The organism is Shewanella sp. SM29, assembly GCF_025654245.1.
GTDB classification, from domain to species: domain Bacteria; phylum Pseudomonadota; class Gammaproteobacteria; order Enterobacterales; family Shewanellaceae; genus Shewanella; species Shewanella oncorhynchi.
This window is the reverse complement of sequence record NZ_JAKKRN010000007.1, coordinates 1-15,175: the sequence shown is the minus strand read 5'-3', so window position 1 is coordinate 15,175 and position 15,175 is coordinate 1. Positions and strand designations below refer to the sequence as shown.

The window sequence follows — 15,175 nt, the reverse complement described above, 5'->3', positions numbered from 1 at the left end:
TATTACTTAACCAATTTTGAGAGGAAACGCTAATGCGAAATGCCTATATTGTGTTATTGGTGTTGTTGATAACAAGCCTAGTACAAGGATGTGCCTACTATAGTTACAGTACTCGCACTGCTTACGGTGTGCAAAAAGTGGATATCGAAGAGTATTTAGGGCCGATTGATATAGGATATTATTCTCCCATTTTAAGCCCTGTCATCACTTTTGATAATGGTGTGCAAGTCAAGTTTTATATTTCTGGAGCGTATAATTATCCACCCAAAAAAACTGATTCAGAATATTTTAATAACGCAAGAATTGAGATGTTTATCACTTCATTAAAACAAGGGATACAACTGAATACAAAGCGTATCATTCTAGACCAATATCGTATTGGTAAAAAAACACCCGTTAAGTTTATAGAAAAAAAACGTTATCCAAGTTTGGCGAGAAACCAGCATGGACTATTGGTTTGTACATATCCAGAATCGAGCCAAAAGGCTTTTTATGACTATTACCCAGAAGAGACAATTAATATTCCTTATAGGGAAACAGATTTAAGTTTGGTTACACGAGCATTAAGCTCTGATCCCAATGTATTGTGTGGTGACTTGGTCGCGATGGATACTAATTTTGCTGGTGAGCAAGGATATTTTACCATTACACTGCCCTTTATCGAGGCGGGAAATACCAAAGAATACACAGTGCATTTCTATCCAGTAGGGACTCGTTACACCATTAAGTAACTCGCCCCTAATTATCGGTGTTCGGATCAACGTTCCAAAAAGGAATTATTATGAATAGGATCTGGGGATGGGGATTAACTCTAATGTTATTCAGTTGTACGAGTATTGAAAATGGTTATTTCGATTTAAATACCCGTATCGAGTATTCTGAACATTTAAATAGTTTAAAAAATGACTATGGTGAAGGTCGATACTATATGTTTCAAGCTGTTGATTTCACTGAGACAGGCGACCGTCAACCTAGTTTAGCAAGACTAGAAAAACTAATTAGCTTACATGCAAATATCCCTGTTGATTGTAAGAAAAATATGGAAATCATCAATAGCACAAGGAATTTATATGAGGGTGGAGGGGAAAGCATTATCATCAAGTGCAGTGAATGATAGGATAAAATCACAGTTACATGAGCAGGCCTATGTTGAAACGATTTATCAGTTATTTGATGTTTGCATGTTTACTCAGTGCCTGTGCTTCAGAGCCGCATTTTTGGGCTTTGGAAGACGCCGAAAAAGCACATAATAAGAAACAGCGAGAAACTTCTTTAGTGCTAATGGATTTGGATGAGATATTCCCTGATCCTCAAGTTCGAGCATTGGCGAAAGCGGCAGGAAGAGGCGATATCAAAAAAATCCGTGAGTTAGTGGCAAATGGAGTCGATGTCAATGCTCAGGGTAGATCTACAGGCACGCCCCTGTTTTGGGCAATTTATAAGGGTAACCTTGAGGGCTTTGAAGAATTACTAAAACAAGGCGCCACACCCAATGTCAAACTTGAGGGCTCTAGTACAGTGATGCATTGGGCGACCAGAAATAAAGATAGTCGCTTTTTACAGTTGGCATTAGCCTATGGTGGCGATCCAAATCTTAAAGGAGGAATGTTTGATGCCCCACCTATTGAGGAAACCGTTGAGTTAGGCGGAAAAACGATACCCAGGAATTATTATCTGCTCATTGAAGCTGGCACAGATCTTAATATAAAAACAAACACAAACGCTACCCTATTAACTCAAGCAGCTGGTAGACGTCGATACGATATTGTTTTAGATCTATTAAATCGTGGCGCCGAGTTCCAAATGGTTAACCGGAGAGGCATCATTGTTTTATTTGATTGGTTAGCCGAGCATGAGCGGGTGATGGATAAAAATGAAGACGCCTATAAACAGAAGAAAAAAGTTGAACAGTGGTTACAAGACAGAAATATTGACTTCAGCATAATCACTCCAGGCTCAAAGGGGAATTCTGGCTAATAGTGTCCGAGGATTTTTTGAGTGCTAAAGCCAAGGCGTTAACCGTGTATTTTTATCTACTCAGTAAAGCCCATTAAGTCGCTTGGTGTTGATTCGGTTGATGTATTGGCTAAATTAGTTTTGAGATGATATGGGTAAGAGTGGAAGGAATGAGTTATGAAGTATTTGTTACTGCTTATCAGTCTTTGCTTGTGTAGCTGCACTTCCACCACTCTGGAGGTGGCCAGTGTCCCTTCAATCAAGCCGTGGGATTCTGTTCCAGATACGAGAGAGTATATACAGAACGAGAGTCTTGATAAGTACATTGAGTTTTCTAGCGTCCATCTCTCATTGTTGTTGACCAATTACGAAACCAAGTACAGGGGTAATGCCATACTGGGTATAGAGATGAACCGTTGGCCCGATAGTCAATTTAATGATGATGAAATTATACTCGCATTGGGGGTAAAACCCTTGAAATTGAATGTTGAGTTAATAGCAAACAATATCGTACTAATCATGAAAGTTAATGGTGTTGAACAGCATTTCAAACCATATAGGGTGATGAAATTTAAAGACTATGATCCTATCTTTTGTGGTTCTGATTATTCTTTAGGTGCTGGATGGGGTACTCGCAGTATAGACATTGCCGATAAAAATGAGAGTTTACGGCTCGGCAGTGAATTTGTAGATAACTGTTATAACCTGTACTTTAAATTCCCTGAAAAGGTCAAAGATGTGGATTTTGCTCTCGATTTTACCGGCTCCCATCTACCGCTGGATAATCATCAAAGTATCTATTTTCATAAAAAACTGATTAGGTGGATGTCATCTAACTAAAACGGACTAAATTGTTGATTTTACGAAAGACCTAAGTACATCTTGAAAGCTAGCCCCTCATTGAGTGCAGGTTTTATGAGAATTTTACATGTGTTGCTTAAAACGGTTGCTACAGTGCTTACTAGCTTAAGTTTGGTGGGGTGTCCTACTCAATTTAATGTTGAGGTTTTGAATGAGAGCAGTATTCCCATCCACATTCTGTCTGGTTATTCAGATATTGAGTTGTCTCGAATTGAACCAGGTGAAGCAACCCAAGTTGCATATAACCTCGATTGTTTTAGGGTTAGGGCTGGAGAGCAGATTTATGAGTACAAACCTGTGATGCCACCAGCTCAGTATGTTCAAAATGGATTGTTTAGCTCGTCATTTAAAGCTGTATTCACAGGTGCTCAGGAGTTAAAAATTTATGTGGATGGTGAAAAGCAAAATGAATCGCTCTATCTCGTAAAAAGTTGTAGGTAATGCCAACAAATCAGCAGCTTAAAGCATACTAAAGGTTTTAATGTGTTCGAAAATGCTGCGCAAAATTATGGTCGAGGTTTTGGTGGATGATGGCCACAATGAAAAATTTACTGTTGCTTTATTTTTGCATGCTTCTTGCTGCATGCGATCAATTTCCAGGCCCTAACGTCAGAAGTGAGTTTTCTATTCCGGTTAAATTGACCGTTACTTACAGTAATGGTGAAACTTTTTCCCATGAGTGGCCACCATGCCGTGTATTTGGTTTGGGGGCTATGGGGGAGGGGATTTTTGGTGTAAAGCAGAACGAAAATGTCACTTTAGAGCGGATTGATATCGAAGCAGAAGGAAAGATTATTCATATTTTTGATGGGAGCGTAATCAATTTATTGCTTGAAAAGGAAAAAAACGAGGGAAATGAGTTGATCTGGGTTGTTGATGGATCTGGTATCCGTTTTTCTAAGGATATGGAGTGTAGTTTACGGGGTGGAGATTAACAAAAAACAAGGAGGGTAATCCCTCCTTGTTGTTAGATTTCAAGCTCAACAAAGTCCTTATCCATGCTCATTTTTCAATGTTAACGATATCGATAAGGACTTTACTTTATGTCTACCGTAATGAATTTTACTGCAGTGAATTATGTTTATTCTTTCTTAGGCCGATAGTGTAAGGCGACAGATTGAGGTGACTTATGGCCCTAAAAAATAGTTTATTATCATTTTTATTATTGGGAGTAACCTTTATGGCTTCAGCAATGCCTACACAGGTCATCATTTCTAATACGCTAGACCATGCTATTGGTAGAATCCATATTACTGATATAAAAACTCTCACCACCATAAAAGAATATCATGTGAATGCTGGTAACGGTCCTATTATGCGAGTTTATGGCGATAAGTTATCCATTTCCAATGGGGTTTTAAATCCTGGTGAGTATATTCTTAATCTTCAGGACTCTTCTGTCGAGTATTACCCTGAGCGCCGAGGTACTGTTTTTTTTACTGAAGACTCATATATGTATTTTTCAGTAATCAACAATGTGGGTGAAATTATTTTTGTTAAGGAAGGCAAAGAGGTTCATCGCATTGATAAAGTCGGTATAGTTATGCGGCCACCTAATGTGTACACCTATCCTGATAAAGTCGTGAGCTTCTATCTTAGTAAAGGTGATTTCTACCTTGTCAATGGGAACGATTTATCCTTTAGTACGTTTTCATTAAAAGGTTATGCAGATGTGATCTATTTAAATGAAGATAAGGGATTAGCTGTTCACGGTAGAACACTCTATTGGTTGCGACTTTCCGATGGGCAAGTGCTGAAAACTAAAAAATTATCCTTTTCGGGCAATTTTAATTTTGTAAGCAAAAGCGATGATGGCAGATTTATTATACTTGAAACCTTGAGCATGTCTTTGGTTCCTTGGTCAGATACTTTTATGCATGAACGTATCGATTTATATGTATTCGACCTGCAGAATGAGACGTTAGAAAAGCTAGCTAGCAGTGTGGCAGGGAATGGGGTGGGCCTTACTGTGAGGTAACATCAAGTGATCGTTTATAGGTGATAGTCGTTGAAGATTGCTGTAAGTGTCAAAATGTAGAGGGTGAACTGACACCCTCTTAACCTTTTAGATTTCCAGTTCGACAAAGTCCTTATCGATATCGTCTTGCTAAATACCGATATAGCGCAGGGTAGTTTCTTCGGCGCTATGCCTGAGCATCTTCATTACTCGACCAATATCTTTGGTTTGTTGATACCGCAGATAGCCTCGGGTCTTGCGCATCGAGTGAGTGCCTAAGGCGATTTTGAGCTTTTCACCAATCATCGCCAGTGCGCGGCAAATATAGCGCCGTGACAAAGGCGCAGGTTTGATGTTTTTCGCCCGTTGATTACGGTAGGACTGGAACAGGTAGATGTGATTCGGATGCTCGCGCGCAATACGCTGTATCCGTTCCAGCGTTTTTGAGTTGAGCTTGATATTGGCGATTTTGTCGGTTTTGGACTCCTTAATGATGAGCCTATCGCCGTGGATATCACTGAACTTAATTGAGAGTAAGTCGGATATCCTAAGGGCGAGATTAAGGCCGATATTCCACACATCGGCCAGTTGCTGGCTAAACTGTCTTTCGAGCAGATAGCTAATAAGCTTAACGGTGTCTTGATCTTTAACCGCGTGAACCTCAGGCATGGTCATGTTCCTCTTTTTTGCTATAGCGTGTTTTTGGGTACTTACACTTTTGAAGGACACATGGGACAAGGGGTTGATGGTTCTTAAGAATAAGACAGACGAGTCATTAACCAACATCATCGGCAAACTGGCCGATCTACAATGCCAAACCCACAAAGTGACAGCAAGCATTGAGCAAGACCAGCGCAGCCCTAAAACATGGTTAGGCAGCGATAGCGAAAACGTACTGAAGTTATTATCCGAACTCATGGCAACCGTTAACGCATTAGCCACCACCTGTGCCAGCCATAAACATGGCAGCAGCCCTGCACCAAACGAGGCTAGCGACTTCAGCAGCCAAGCATCACAAGCCAATAATCAGAAAGGCAGACTTGATCCGATAACCAAGTAAGGACTTCATTTTGTTAAGATGTAATGAATATATCTGTGATTGCTTTCCAGTTGTTTAAGTACTTACCTTCATTATCAGGTGTTATTTTAAATAGTGGGACTTTGGATTCCCACTTAACAGCTGTTTTGACATCATCACTGGGAACGATGAAAATTTCAGGTGTTTTATCGAGTTCAATCCATATATTGCAAAAAATATAAAAGAAGTTCTCAGAAGCTCTAGGTTGGTTTTTGCCGACTATCCACTGCCTCGGTTGAGTTTTACCTTGAGACGCTTTAACCTGAATACTAGCTACATGTTGACTATCATCTGTTACTAGTAAATCTACGCCCTTAGTCCCATTATTCATTAACGCAACAGCGATACCACGACGAGATAAGTGGTATGCAACTAAATACTCGCCAGCATCCCCAATTAGTCTATTGTTCATTCGTTTTCCTATTTTTATGGGAGTAATTAGTTTTTTTGAACTACTCGTTTTTAAATATGAGTAGTCAAAACTAATTTGAGTTATCAACTGTACCTCTTATCTAGTTAGATAAGAGGTACAGTTACTATTTACATCGTGCCGCAACGATTTCGAGACCTCACATAGAATCATCTGAAACAGCAATAAAAAATCATTAAAAGAATGAAATACGCCACGGAATCTGGCGCGACACAGATTCCATGTCACGAAATCCGCACTCTTCCTCACCCTCCTGCGGGCTTTGTATGTTAATTTTTTTTCAGTTTTAGTTTATTGCAGTTCATAGGCGCAGCCAGCGCCATTCCTAGGGGTTTTGAAGGATCAAAGAGCTGAAATGATCGCGGTTTATTTCACTGTTTTACAGTTCCATACAGCGCATTTGGTGATGGTGGAAAACATCTAAGTATTGATTTAATAGGGTTTTACGTGGATTTCGTGGGGTTTTTATGAATGATGAGAAAATATTGAAAAAGATCTAAGCAAGAATAATCAACAACTTAAGACGATCAAAAACTGAAATGATTTTTGATAATTTAAGAGGGTGAATTTATCAGAGGGATAAGGAGATAAAACAGTAAGCCTAGGTTTTCGCTGCCGCCATTTTGTCGCCACTGAAAAGAAAAAGGGCTTAGCGTTTCCGCTAAGCCCTTGTTTTATTTGGTGGAGGCGGCGGGACTTGAACCCGCGTCCAGAACACCTACATCCAAGGCACTACATGCTTAGTCTCTCTTTTAATTAACCCGAATAAACTCCGAAAGACAGGATTTCATCGGGCGAGTCCGGTACTATTTCGCGGTTCACCCCCGGACGGAGTTCCCTCGCTATCAAATGTAGGATGACCATCTGTATACACTGCCCATTTGAGAGACCTGTGTCAGATGGCTAGCTAGCCTAAGCTGCTAGAGAGTAGTTAGAGTCGTTTGCAACTATAACGGTGCGGCTTTTTACGAGGCCAACCGCCCCTCGGCATGCTCCCAGGGTTTCGTGAATCCTGTCGAATCCAGAATCGCCCCCAAGAATTTGATTGTAACCCGTAGCACAATGATCACCTAGCATCATTTGCTTCAAGTTCAATCGTTTGTTCATTATCCGTGCGTTTTTTCTTTTTTCATCACGCGGGCTTTTTCAACTTCCCATTCACGCGCTTTAGTATCTTCGCGCTTATCGTGATCTTTCTTGCCTTTACCTAAGCCAATTTCCACTTTTACCCATGCACCTTTACGCCAGTACATTGATATAGGAATAATAGAGTAGCCTTGGCGCTCAACTAAGCCCGCTAGTTTATCTAGCTCTTTACGGCTGAGTAGCAGTTTTTTCAAACGTAGAGGATCGCAGACAACGTGTGTCGATGCCGTATTCAAGGGAATAATGGTGCAGCCATGCATAAAGGCTTCGCCATTTTTCAGGAATACGTAACAGTCGGACAAGTTGACTTTACCCATACGGATAGATTTAACTTCCCATCCCATAAGGGATAGGCCGGCTTCCATTTTCTCTTCGAAACGGTATTCGAAGGTTGCGCGCTTATTACGTGCGATAGTCGCAGGCGCGGCTTTGCTTGAATTTTTCTTTACCATAGTGGCGCCATTATACGCACGGTGAATCAATTTGGTATTGATATAAGGGTTTATTTAGTTAATTTCAAGCCTCTATCGTGTTATTGCTGGTTTTTTGAACGTGATTAGAGTGTTGAGTATCAGCCTAAGTGCACAAGGGGTGCGTTTTTTACGTATCGTGATAAAATCCGTGCAAATTTTGATTGCTGGCCTAAGTTGTTTATTGCACGTGCGTTATTTTCGTGCGTTTGAGTTTGCTTAGGTTGCTGTGAATACGTTAGTGAAGAGTACTAAGTCCTATGCCGCAAATTTCTCGAAGTGTGTTAGTCCGTTTTAGTGCGATGCAAATGTATGACTTAGTGAATGATGTCGAGTCGTATAAGGAATTTTTACCCGGTTGTGTGGGTGGAAAAGTCTTAGAATTTGATGGCAAGACTATGCTGGCATCTGTTGATGTGAGTAAAGCGGGGATCCGTAAGACATTTACGACTCGCAACCAAGTGGTTCCTGGTAAGAGTATTGATTTAACATTGGAAAATGGGCCCTTTAAGCATTTATTGGGGCAGTGGCGTTTTACTGAGCTGACTGAAGAGGCCTGCAAGGTAGAATTCGAGCTGAGTTTTGAGTTTTCAAGTTCGTTAGCCGATATGGCCTTTGGTAAAGTGTTTAATGATCTTATGGTATCAATGGTGACGGCATTTACGAGTCGCGCTAAGGTGATTTACAGTGACAAATGAGACAGATAAGTTTGTAGTTGATGTGGTTTATGCCTTGCCTACACAGCAAAAAGTGATTTCGGTGAATGTGAATCCCGGCACGTCGGCGATTGAGGTGGTGCGTTTAAGTAACATTGTAAGCTTTTTTCCTGAGATCGATTTAGATACGGTTAAGCTCGGTGTGTTTAGTAATGTGGTTAAGCATGACCAAGTGATTTTACCGGGGCAAAGGGTTGAGATTTATCGTCCTTTGATTGCTGATCCTAAGGATGTGCGTCGTCGCCGAGCAGATAAAGCTAAAGATGAAGGCCGCGCGAATAAAGTGACGGGTGGACGAGCTTAAATATTGACATCATAGCTCAATAAAAAAGCGCCCTTGGGCGCTTTTTTATATTTGATTGACTGAGAAGAGCATAAGCAAAGTTTAGGATATTACTTAATTGGTTTTTGAACTTGCGCTTCAGCTTGATTTTCTTTAACTAATGGCTTTTCATCGGCGCGCTGTGCTGGAATTTGTGGCACTAGCTCAGTTTTATTACCTGTTGGCAAGCTGCTTTGTTCTAGCGGCGTACTAAATTCTTTGCTCAGTTCATAATCGCCTTTCACTGAGGTAAGTTTATCGCCCGTAAAGTGCAGTATGAGTTCTTTATGCGTAATGCTGGCATCACGCCCACTCTTGTAGTGATACACATAGTACCAAGTATCGTCAGCAAAACTATCTCGTAATACCGGACGGCCGAGAATGTATTCGGCTTGTTCTTTGGTCATGTCAATGCGCAACTTTTCAACTTGTTGCGGTTCCATGTAGTTGCCCTGTGGAATATCGGGCTTATAAATCAACCAATCGAACACGCTACAGGCACTGAGTGAAACAGAGAGCGCCACAGCGCCCAGTAGGGTAAGACTTTGCTTTTTATTGATCATTGTATGCGCTACTTCTGAAAATCTGGCGGCCATAATACCCAAGCATTCCCCCTCATGACAAGGGCAATCGGGCTTTGCAACCGTCATAGATCGAATTGTGTGACTTTTCGACCCAGTATGTTGGCTTTAGTTCTCAATCTTTAAGGATATTTATTCGCTGAAGTCATATGGGGCTATGAGTATGATTTTCGGCTTCTAGAGCCGTACAGGTTTACTGTTGGCTGGATTGGGAAAAGAGTAAATGTGAGCGATTTCTTCTTTAAAGCCAAGCAATTAGTTAGTAAGTCAATAGACAGTATGTGTGGCGATAAACATAGTAATCTCGTTAAAATCAGATTAAAGTTACCGATATGTTTTTATTGTGTTCTTGTACTGTGGCTTTTTGCCGTGAGTTTGCAGTGTTCGAAATAAAATAGTGGGATAAATGCATTGGGTTCTTTAGTTTGCGTAGGTACGGGTTTACAACTGGCCGGACAGGTCAGTGTGATGAGTCGTAGTTATATTGAGCACGCTGATGTCGTGTTTTCACTCTTGCCCGATGGTTTTTCGCAGCGTTGGATCCAGAACATTAATCCCAATGTCATCAATTTACAGCCGTTTTATGCACAAAATGGTGAAGTTAAAAATCGCCGAGAAACCTACGAACAAATGGTTAATTCTATATTGGAGGCCGTGAAGGCTGGCAAAAAAACCGTTTGTGCGCTCTATGGTCATCCTGGAGTCTTTGCCTGTGTTTCCCATATGGCGATTAAGCGGGCGAGGGCAGAAGGGTTTTCAGCGAAGATGGAGCCGGGGATTTCGGCTGAGGCGTGTTTATGGGCTGATCTGGGTATTGACCCCGGCAGCTCTGGGCATCAAAGTTTTGAAGCTAGCCAGTTTATGTTTTTTAATCATGTGCCCGATCCGACAACCCATTTATTGTTATGGCAAATTGCGATTGCTGGTGAACATACCTTAACTCAGTTCCATACTACGAGTGACAGGCTGCAGATTTTGGTTGAACAACTGAATCAATGGTATCCGCGAGATCATCAAGTGGTGATCTACGAAGCTGCTAATCTGCCAGTTCAAGCCCCTAGAATTGAGTATTTGCCGTTGAGTAAGCTGCCCGAGGCAAACTTGTCTCCGATCAGTACTTTACTGATCCCGCCAGCAAAAAAACTCGAATACAACTATGCTATTTTAACTAAATTAGGCATTAGACCTGAAGATTTAGGCTAATTGTGAGTGCTGTACTTCTGAGCTGAATTCGGGAGTCATCATATAAATAAGGAAAGGTATGTCTGCATTATCGGATTTTTTTACCCAGTTAGGTCAAGATGCACAACTGATGGAAGCGTATCAACAGGACCCGGAGGCCGTAATGCGCGCCCATGGGTTAACTGATGAAGAAATTAGCGCTGTAATGAGAGGGGATATGACAAAACTAAAAGTTTTGAGTGGCGACCAAAATTATCAAACATTTGTTTTAGTCAATCATGGTAATAATTAACTAATCTTGAAACGGTTACGTTGTGCCCTATTAGCCATCTTCGCCTTGTGTTCGACAGCTTTGATGGCTAACTCTCTCGATTTTGATCAGGCACTCAATGAGCTTGATGTATTACTGCAATCTGATCTTAGTGCTGCGCAGAAAAAGCTTGCCGAATATGAGAAAGAATTCAGTCGTTTAACTACAATACAACAAGGACGACTGAGGATAGATAGAGCGATAGGTTATTTTTTCACTGGTGAATATACTAAAGCGTTAGATGATCTACACCAAGCCGAAACCTTAGTGCCAAATACTGATTTATTGGCGTCAGTTTATAGTTACAAAGCCACGGTATATATAGGTCTGCGTGACTATGACAAAGCCTTGGCTGCAGTCGCTCAAGCATTAGCCTTAGTGGTGAATATTGATGATGTCACGATTAAACGGCACTCATATCTAAGAATTGCCAATATTTATTCCGAAATGGACGCTTATAGCGATATGGGCCTTTATGCCAATAAGGTGTTACAACTCGCAAAGAAAACCGATGTCCGCGATATTTGCCATGCCAAATTGCTGCGCGCTATTTATTTACTCGGCGTGAAAAATCCCGATGCCTTCGATGCCTTCGAAGATAGCCGTCAATACTGTGATGCGAAGCAATTCCCCCTTCTGGCGACTATGTCGATAAAAGGCAAAGCTATGGTTTTGCAGGAGCGGGGCGACTTTTTAGGCGCGAGATCGATTCTGCTATTAGCTTTAAAAGGGTATGAAGCTTTTCAATTTCAGTTAGAAATTAGCCATGTACATGCACTACTTGCCGAGAATTACTTTGCCATGGGTGAGCAGGTTCAAGCGAAAAGTCACGCAGTTAAAGTGCTTTCATTTCCCGATGATAATAGCTACATCGAACATAAGCATATTGCATATAAGGTATTTGCCGAACTGATGGCGGCGGATAAACAATTTGAGCAAGCCTATGAATACACAAGAAAAGAACAATATTATAATCAATTGATTTTTGACCAATCTAGAATGAAAACCCTCGCTTATCAGGCGGCTAAGTTTAATGCCGATGAACAGGCGCGTGAAATCAACTTACTCAATAAAGAGCGTGAACTTTACATCGCTCAGCAAATGGTAAAAGAGCGGGAATACACCAATATGCTGATGTTTATCACTATTCTAGTGGGTGGGCTATTCTTCCTTGGGATTTTGTTAGCCGTAGGTCAGATGCAGAAACGTAAGTTTATGCGTATGGCGAGAATGGATGCCTTAACAGGCATATTGAATCGTGGTGCAGGGCAAGAGTTGGGAGAAAACCTTTTTGTGCAAGCCACGGCGCGTAGCGGGGATTTCTGTGTCATTTTATTCGATTTGGATTTCTTCAAACGCATCAACGATTCTTTTGGTCATGGAACTGGCGATTGGGCGCTTAAAAAGGTGGTTGACTCCCTTAAATCTCATATCCGAAATGGTGATGTTTTTGCTCGTATCGGCGGTGAGGAGTTTGCAATTTTATTACCCTATGCCGATGAAGCGAAAGGCATGGAAGTGGCGGAGCAATGTCGAGCTCGTATCGAGGCCATTGATACCCAACATTCAGGGCATAAGTTCGTCATAACGGCGAGTTTTGGCGTGAGCGGTTTAATGGCTGATGATCTGAGTTTAGATCCATTATTCCACCGAGCCGACATGGCGCTCTATGCCGCTAAGGCCAATGGCCGCAACACCGTAGTACGCTATTCTGACATATTAAAATGTGACAAGCAGGCAACTGATTTACGGCCTCATATCGCATCGCCCTCTGTGTAATGCAAGTCGAGTGAGCATTTAGTCTCATCCAGAGTTGGCAAGCCCTTACTGGTTTTATCCTTCCTTAGTTTATTGCTCGTTTTTTATTTTGCAGTCACTCACAAAATGCGATAACAGTTTAAGGTGTCTCTAAGTGCTCTTTTACTCTGCTTTGTTGCTCCAGTTGATTTCCCCTACGCTTAAGTGTTTTTCGTATCAAAATTTCTCATTTTTAATGAATTGCCTTGACCTTGTTAATAAATAAATGGGATATCATAGCTGATAATTGCCTAGCTATTGCTGGGTCCTTACATAGAACAATGCGCATTCCTTTTTCCGTTGGAGCCTTCATGGAACAGTCGAGTTTACTCACGTCGGTGCTGCTATTTTTATTGGCGGCGGTTATTTTTGTTCCCTTGGGTAAACGTTTTGGCGCGGGCCCTATTCTTTCCTATTTGGCCGCAGGGATTATTTTAGGCCCAGGTGGTATGGCGTTGGTTTCTGATCCTGCAGCCGTGTTGCATTTTGCCGAGTTAGGTGTGGTACTTATGCTGTTTGTACTTGGACTCGAATTGAATCCAAGTAAATTATGGGAACTTCGCAGTGCTATCTTTGGTTTAGGCAGTGGTCAGCTGTTGTTGTCATGGGCTGCGATTGGAGGTTTGGCTTGGGGTTTTGGCTTGTCTATTGAGGCGGCTTTAGTGGTTGGCGCCGCGCTATCTTTATCATCGACAGCCTTTGCCGTGCAGTTAATGAGTGAGCATAGGTTGCTTACAACCCCACTTGGACGTGATGCTTTTGGGGTCTTGTTAATGCAAGATCTTGCGGTTATACCTATGTTGCTGCTGACAGCATATTTGGCGCCCAATTCTGCTCAGATTGAACATCATGCGGTGCCTTGGTACTGGACGTGTCTTGCGCTCGTTGGTTTTGTGTTAGTGGGGAAATATTTACTGCCTAAATTCCTTAAACTAGTGGCAAGCAGTGGGGTGCGTGAAGTGCTCACCGCTTTTGCATTATTGCTGGTCATGGGTAGCGCTGAGTTAATGGAGTGGTTGGGACTTTCCGCGGGTATGGGGGCATTTTTGGCGGGTATTATGCTCGCTAACTCAAGTTATCGGCACCAGCTCGAAACTGACATAGAACCTTTTAAAGGCTTATTGCTTGGGCTGTTTTTCATGGCTGTCGGTATGAGTATGGATTTGAAATTATTGATATCTGATCCGTTACTTATTCTGGGTATTTTAATGGCTATGTTGCTGATTAAAACCTTTGTGCTTATGGTGTTGGGTCGTATTCGGCACCACAAATGGCGGCCTAGTATTGCACTAGGTTTGATCCTTGCTGAAGGGGGCGAATTTGCCTTTGTGCTGTTATCTCAGGCGCAGCTATCTGGTATTGTCGGCGATAAAATTGCGCAAGTCCTTGTGCTTGCTATTGGTTTGTCTATGGCAGTAACACCTCTATTGTTTACTTTGTTCCGAGCAACTAAAGCCAAAGTGGTGGATACTCGTCTGCCAGATACGATTAATGTCACCGAATCTGAAGTGGTGATTGCTGGATTTGGTCGAGTAGGCCAGATCACGGGGCGTATTTTGGCCTCATCAGGTATCCCTTTTGTCGCCTTGGATAAGGATGCGAGTCATGTGGATGTTATTCGTAAATACGGTGGTGAAGTATATTTTGGTGATGCCAGACGCTTAGACATGTTGATGTCGGCGGGGATTGCTCGGTCTAGATTACTATTGCTTGCCGTGGACAGTGTTGAGGATTCCATTGAAATTGCTCAGCAAGTGAAAACGCATTTTCCCCATATCAACATAGTCGCGCGGGCGAGGGACCGTAACCATGCTTATCGTTTGATGAGCCTTGGGGTGACGGATGTGTTTCGTGAGACCTTTGGTTCGGCGCTATCGGCCAGTGAGAAGATTCTCCAAGGCCTAGGTTTATCGCAGGTACAAGCCAACGAGCGGGTAAAAATCTTTGCTGAACATGATAAGAAACTGGTGATTGCGAGTGCGGCTCATCAGAATGATTTAGCGACGTTAATCAATTTATCGAATAAGGGTAAGGCAGAGTTGGAATCCCTCATGCGTGGCGATAGGGAGAATGTGAGCTAATGTTGTCACTCTGATTTGGATATAAAAAGAGAGCATAAATGCTTAATGCCGATCAGTTAAGACAGATCGCTTGACGATCTCGCTGAAAAGATCAAAATCCGATGACCTCATGTCATCGGATTTTTTTATGCAACTCTCAGAAGCACTCGCCCGTACTCATATTACCCGCCTAACCGAATTCACCTGCTTAGCAGATGTGTTAGAACCTGAGTTAATTCAATCTTGCCTAGACTCTCAGGGCGTTGCGACGTTAAGACGGCGTAAATTGCCGATGGACGCGATGATTTG

General features: G+C 42.0%; 19 protein-coding genes and 1 other RNA gene. 15 read left to right on the top strand and 5 right to left on the bottom strand.

Features of this window, described 5'->3' with window-relative positions; all coding sequences use genetic code 11:
• The first annotated feature begins 32 nt into the window (after positions 1-32).
• The 7 genes from L5L77_RS06510 to L5L77_RS06480 all read left to right on the top strand — a co-directional run bounded on the left by L5L77_RS06510 (position 33) and on the right by L5L77_RS06480 (position 4,795).
• Entirely contained in the window at positions 33-731 is a 699-nt protein-coding gene (locus L5L77_RS06510) for a hypothetical protein (RefSeq protein WP_263222413.1), read from the top strand.
• A gap of 50 nt (positions 732-781) precedes the next feature.
• Positions 782-1,114: a hypothetical protein gene (locus L5L77_RS06505; RefSeq protein WP_263222411.1), complete on the top strand. Its 333-nt coding sequence runs from the start codon at positions 782-784 to the stop codon at positions 1,112-1,114.
• Positions 1,115-1,146: 32 nt separating this feature from the next.
• The gene (locus tag L5L77_RS06500) at positions 1,147-1,977 is read left to right on the top strand and encodes an ankyrin repeat domain-containing protein (RefSeq protein WP_263222410.1); all 831 of its coding nucleotides are present in this window, start codon (positions 1,147-1,149) and stop codon (positions 1,975-1,977) included.
• Between the two features lie 156 nt (positions 1,978-2,133).
• On the top strand, positions 2,134-2,796 hold the full coding sequence (locus L5L77_RS06495; RefSeq protein WP_263222409.1) for a hypothetical protein: 663 nt from the start codon (positions 2,134-2,136) through the stop codon (positions 2,794-2,796).
• A 75-nt stretch (positions 2,797-2,871) separates the two neighbouring features.
• Positions 2,872-3,258, top strand: coding sequence for a hypothetical protein (locus L5L77_RS06490; protein WP_263222408.1), 387 nt, complete (start codon positions 2,872-2,874; stop codon positions 3,256-3,258).
• A 98-nt stretch (positions 3,259-3,356) separates the two neighbouring features.
• On the top strand, positions 3,357-3,752 hold the full coding sequence (locus L5L77_RS06485; protein WP_263222407.1) for a hypothetical protein: 396 nt from the start codon (positions 3,357-3,359) through the stop codon (positions 3,750-3,752).
• 245 nt (positions 3,753-3,997) lie between these two features.
• Positions 3,998-4,795 (top strand): hypothetical protein, encoded by a 798-nt coding sequence (locus L5L77_RS06480; RefSeq protein ID WP_263222404.1) that lies wholly within the window; start codon positions 3,998-4,000, stop codon positions 4,793-4,795.
• Positions 4,796-4,924: 129 nt separating this feature from the next.
• Here L5L77_RS06480 and L5L77_RS06475 read toward each other — a convergent pair whose 3' ends face one another.
• Complete coding sequence (locus L5L77_RS06475) at positions 4,925-5,443, bottom strand: tyrosine-type recombinase/integrase (RefSeq protein WP_263222403.1); 519 nt, start codon at positions 5,441-5,443, stop codon at positions 4,925-4,927.
• 76 nt (positions 5,444-5,519) lie between these two features.
• Here L5L77_RS06475 and L5L77_RS06470 point away from each other — a divergent pair, with 76 nt between their 5' ends.
• Entirely contained in the window at positions 5,520-5,834 is a 315-nt protein-coding gene (locus tag L5L77_RS06470) for a hypothetical protein (protein WP_263222401.1), read from the top strand.
• Positions 5,835-5,847: 13 nt separating this feature from the next.
• Here the strand turns inward: L5L77_RS06470 and L5L77_RS06465 are convergent, their stop codons facing one another.
• The 3 genes from L5L77_RS06465 to smpB form a co-directional block, all read right to left on the bottom strand.
• Positions 5,848-6,264: a hypothetical protein gene (locus L5L77_RS06465; protein ID WP_263222399.1), complete on the bottom strand. Its 417-nt coding sequence runs from the start codon at positions 6,262-6,264 to the stop codon at positions 5,848-5,850.
• A 697-nt stretch (positions 6,265-6,961) separates the two neighbouring features.
• Positions 6,962-7,317, bottom strand: a transfer-messenger RNA (tmRNA) gene (gene ssrA, locus L5L77_RS06460).
• 71 nt (positions 7,318-7,388) lie between these two features.
• Positions 7,389-7,880: an SsrA-binding protein SmpB gene (gene smpB / locus L5L77_RS06455; protein WP_006080832.1), complete on the bottom strand. Its 492-nt coding sequence runs from the start codon at positions 7,878-7,880 to the stop codon at positions 7,389-7,391.
• Between the two features lie 278 nt (positions 7,881-8,158).
• Between smpB and L5L77_RS06450 the strand changes: the two genes are divergently transcribed.
• Together L5L77_RS06450 and L5L77_RS06445 are read left to right on the top strand one after the other, a co-directional pair.
• On the top strand, positions 8,159-8,596 hold the full coding sequence (locus tag L5L77_RS06450; protein ID WP_028760728.1) for a type II toxin-antitoxin system RatA family toxin: 438 nt from the start codon (positions 8,159-8,161) through the stop codon (positions 8,594-8,596).
• Positions 8,586-8,918: an RnfH family protein gene (locus tag L5L77_RS06445; protein ID WP_006080834.1), complete on the top strand. Its 333-nt coding sequence runs from the start codon at positions 8,586-8,588 to the stop codon at positions 8,916-8,918. Before L5L77_RS06450 ends, L5L77_RS06445 begins: the two co-directional genes overlap by 11 nt.
• A gap of 89 nt (positions 8,919-9,007) precedes the next feature.
• Here L5L77_RS06445 and L5L77_RS06440 read toward each other — a convergent pair whose 3' ends face one another.
• Positions 9,008-9,499, bottom strand: a complete 492-nt coding sequence (locus tag L5L77_RS06440; protein ID WP_028760727.1) for an outer membrane protein assembly factor BamE — start codon at positions 9,497-9,499, stop codon at positions 9,008-9,010.
• Positions 9,500-9,928: 429 nt separating this feature from the next.
• Between L5L77_RS06440 and L5L77_RS06435 the strand changes: the two genes are divergently transcribed.
• From L5L77_RS06435 to L5L77_RS06415, 5 genes are all read left to right on the top strand, one after another.
• Complete coding sequence (locus tag L5L77_RS06435; RefSeq protein ID WP_263193385.1) at positions 9,929-10,720, top strand: SAM-dependent methyltransferase; 792 nt, start codon at positions 9,929-9,931, stop codon at positions 10,718-10,720.
• A 58-nt stretch (positions 10,721-10,778) separates the two neighbouring features.
• The gene (locus L5L77_RS06430; protein ID WP_131523005.1) at positions 10,779-10,991 is read left to right on the top strand and encodes a hypothetical protein; all 213 of its coding nucleotides are present in this window, start codon (positions 10,779-10,781) and stop codon (positions 10,989-10,991) included.
• A gap of 63 nt (positions 10,992-11,054) precedes the next feature.
• The gene (locus L5L77_RS06425) at positions 11,055-12,788 is read left to right on the top strand and encodes a GGDEF domain-containing protein (RefSeq protein ID WP_263193386.1); all 1,734 of its coding nucleotides are present in this window, start codon (positions 11,055-11,057) and stop codon (positions 12,786-12,788) included.
• Positions 12,789-13,117: 329 nt separating this feature from the next.
• Positions 13,118-14,887, top strand: coding sequence for a monovalent cation:proton antiporter-2 (CPA2) family protein (locus L5L77_RS06420; protein ID WP_105249794.1), 1,770 nt, complete (start codon positions 13,118-13,120; stop codon positions 14,885-14,887).
• 109 nt (positions 14,888-14,996) lie between these two features.
• Positions 14,997-15,175, top strand: a 179-nt coding sequence (locus L5L77_RS06415) for a transposase domain-containing protein (RefSeq protein WP_263185606.1), incomplete at its 3' end; no start/stop codon positions are given.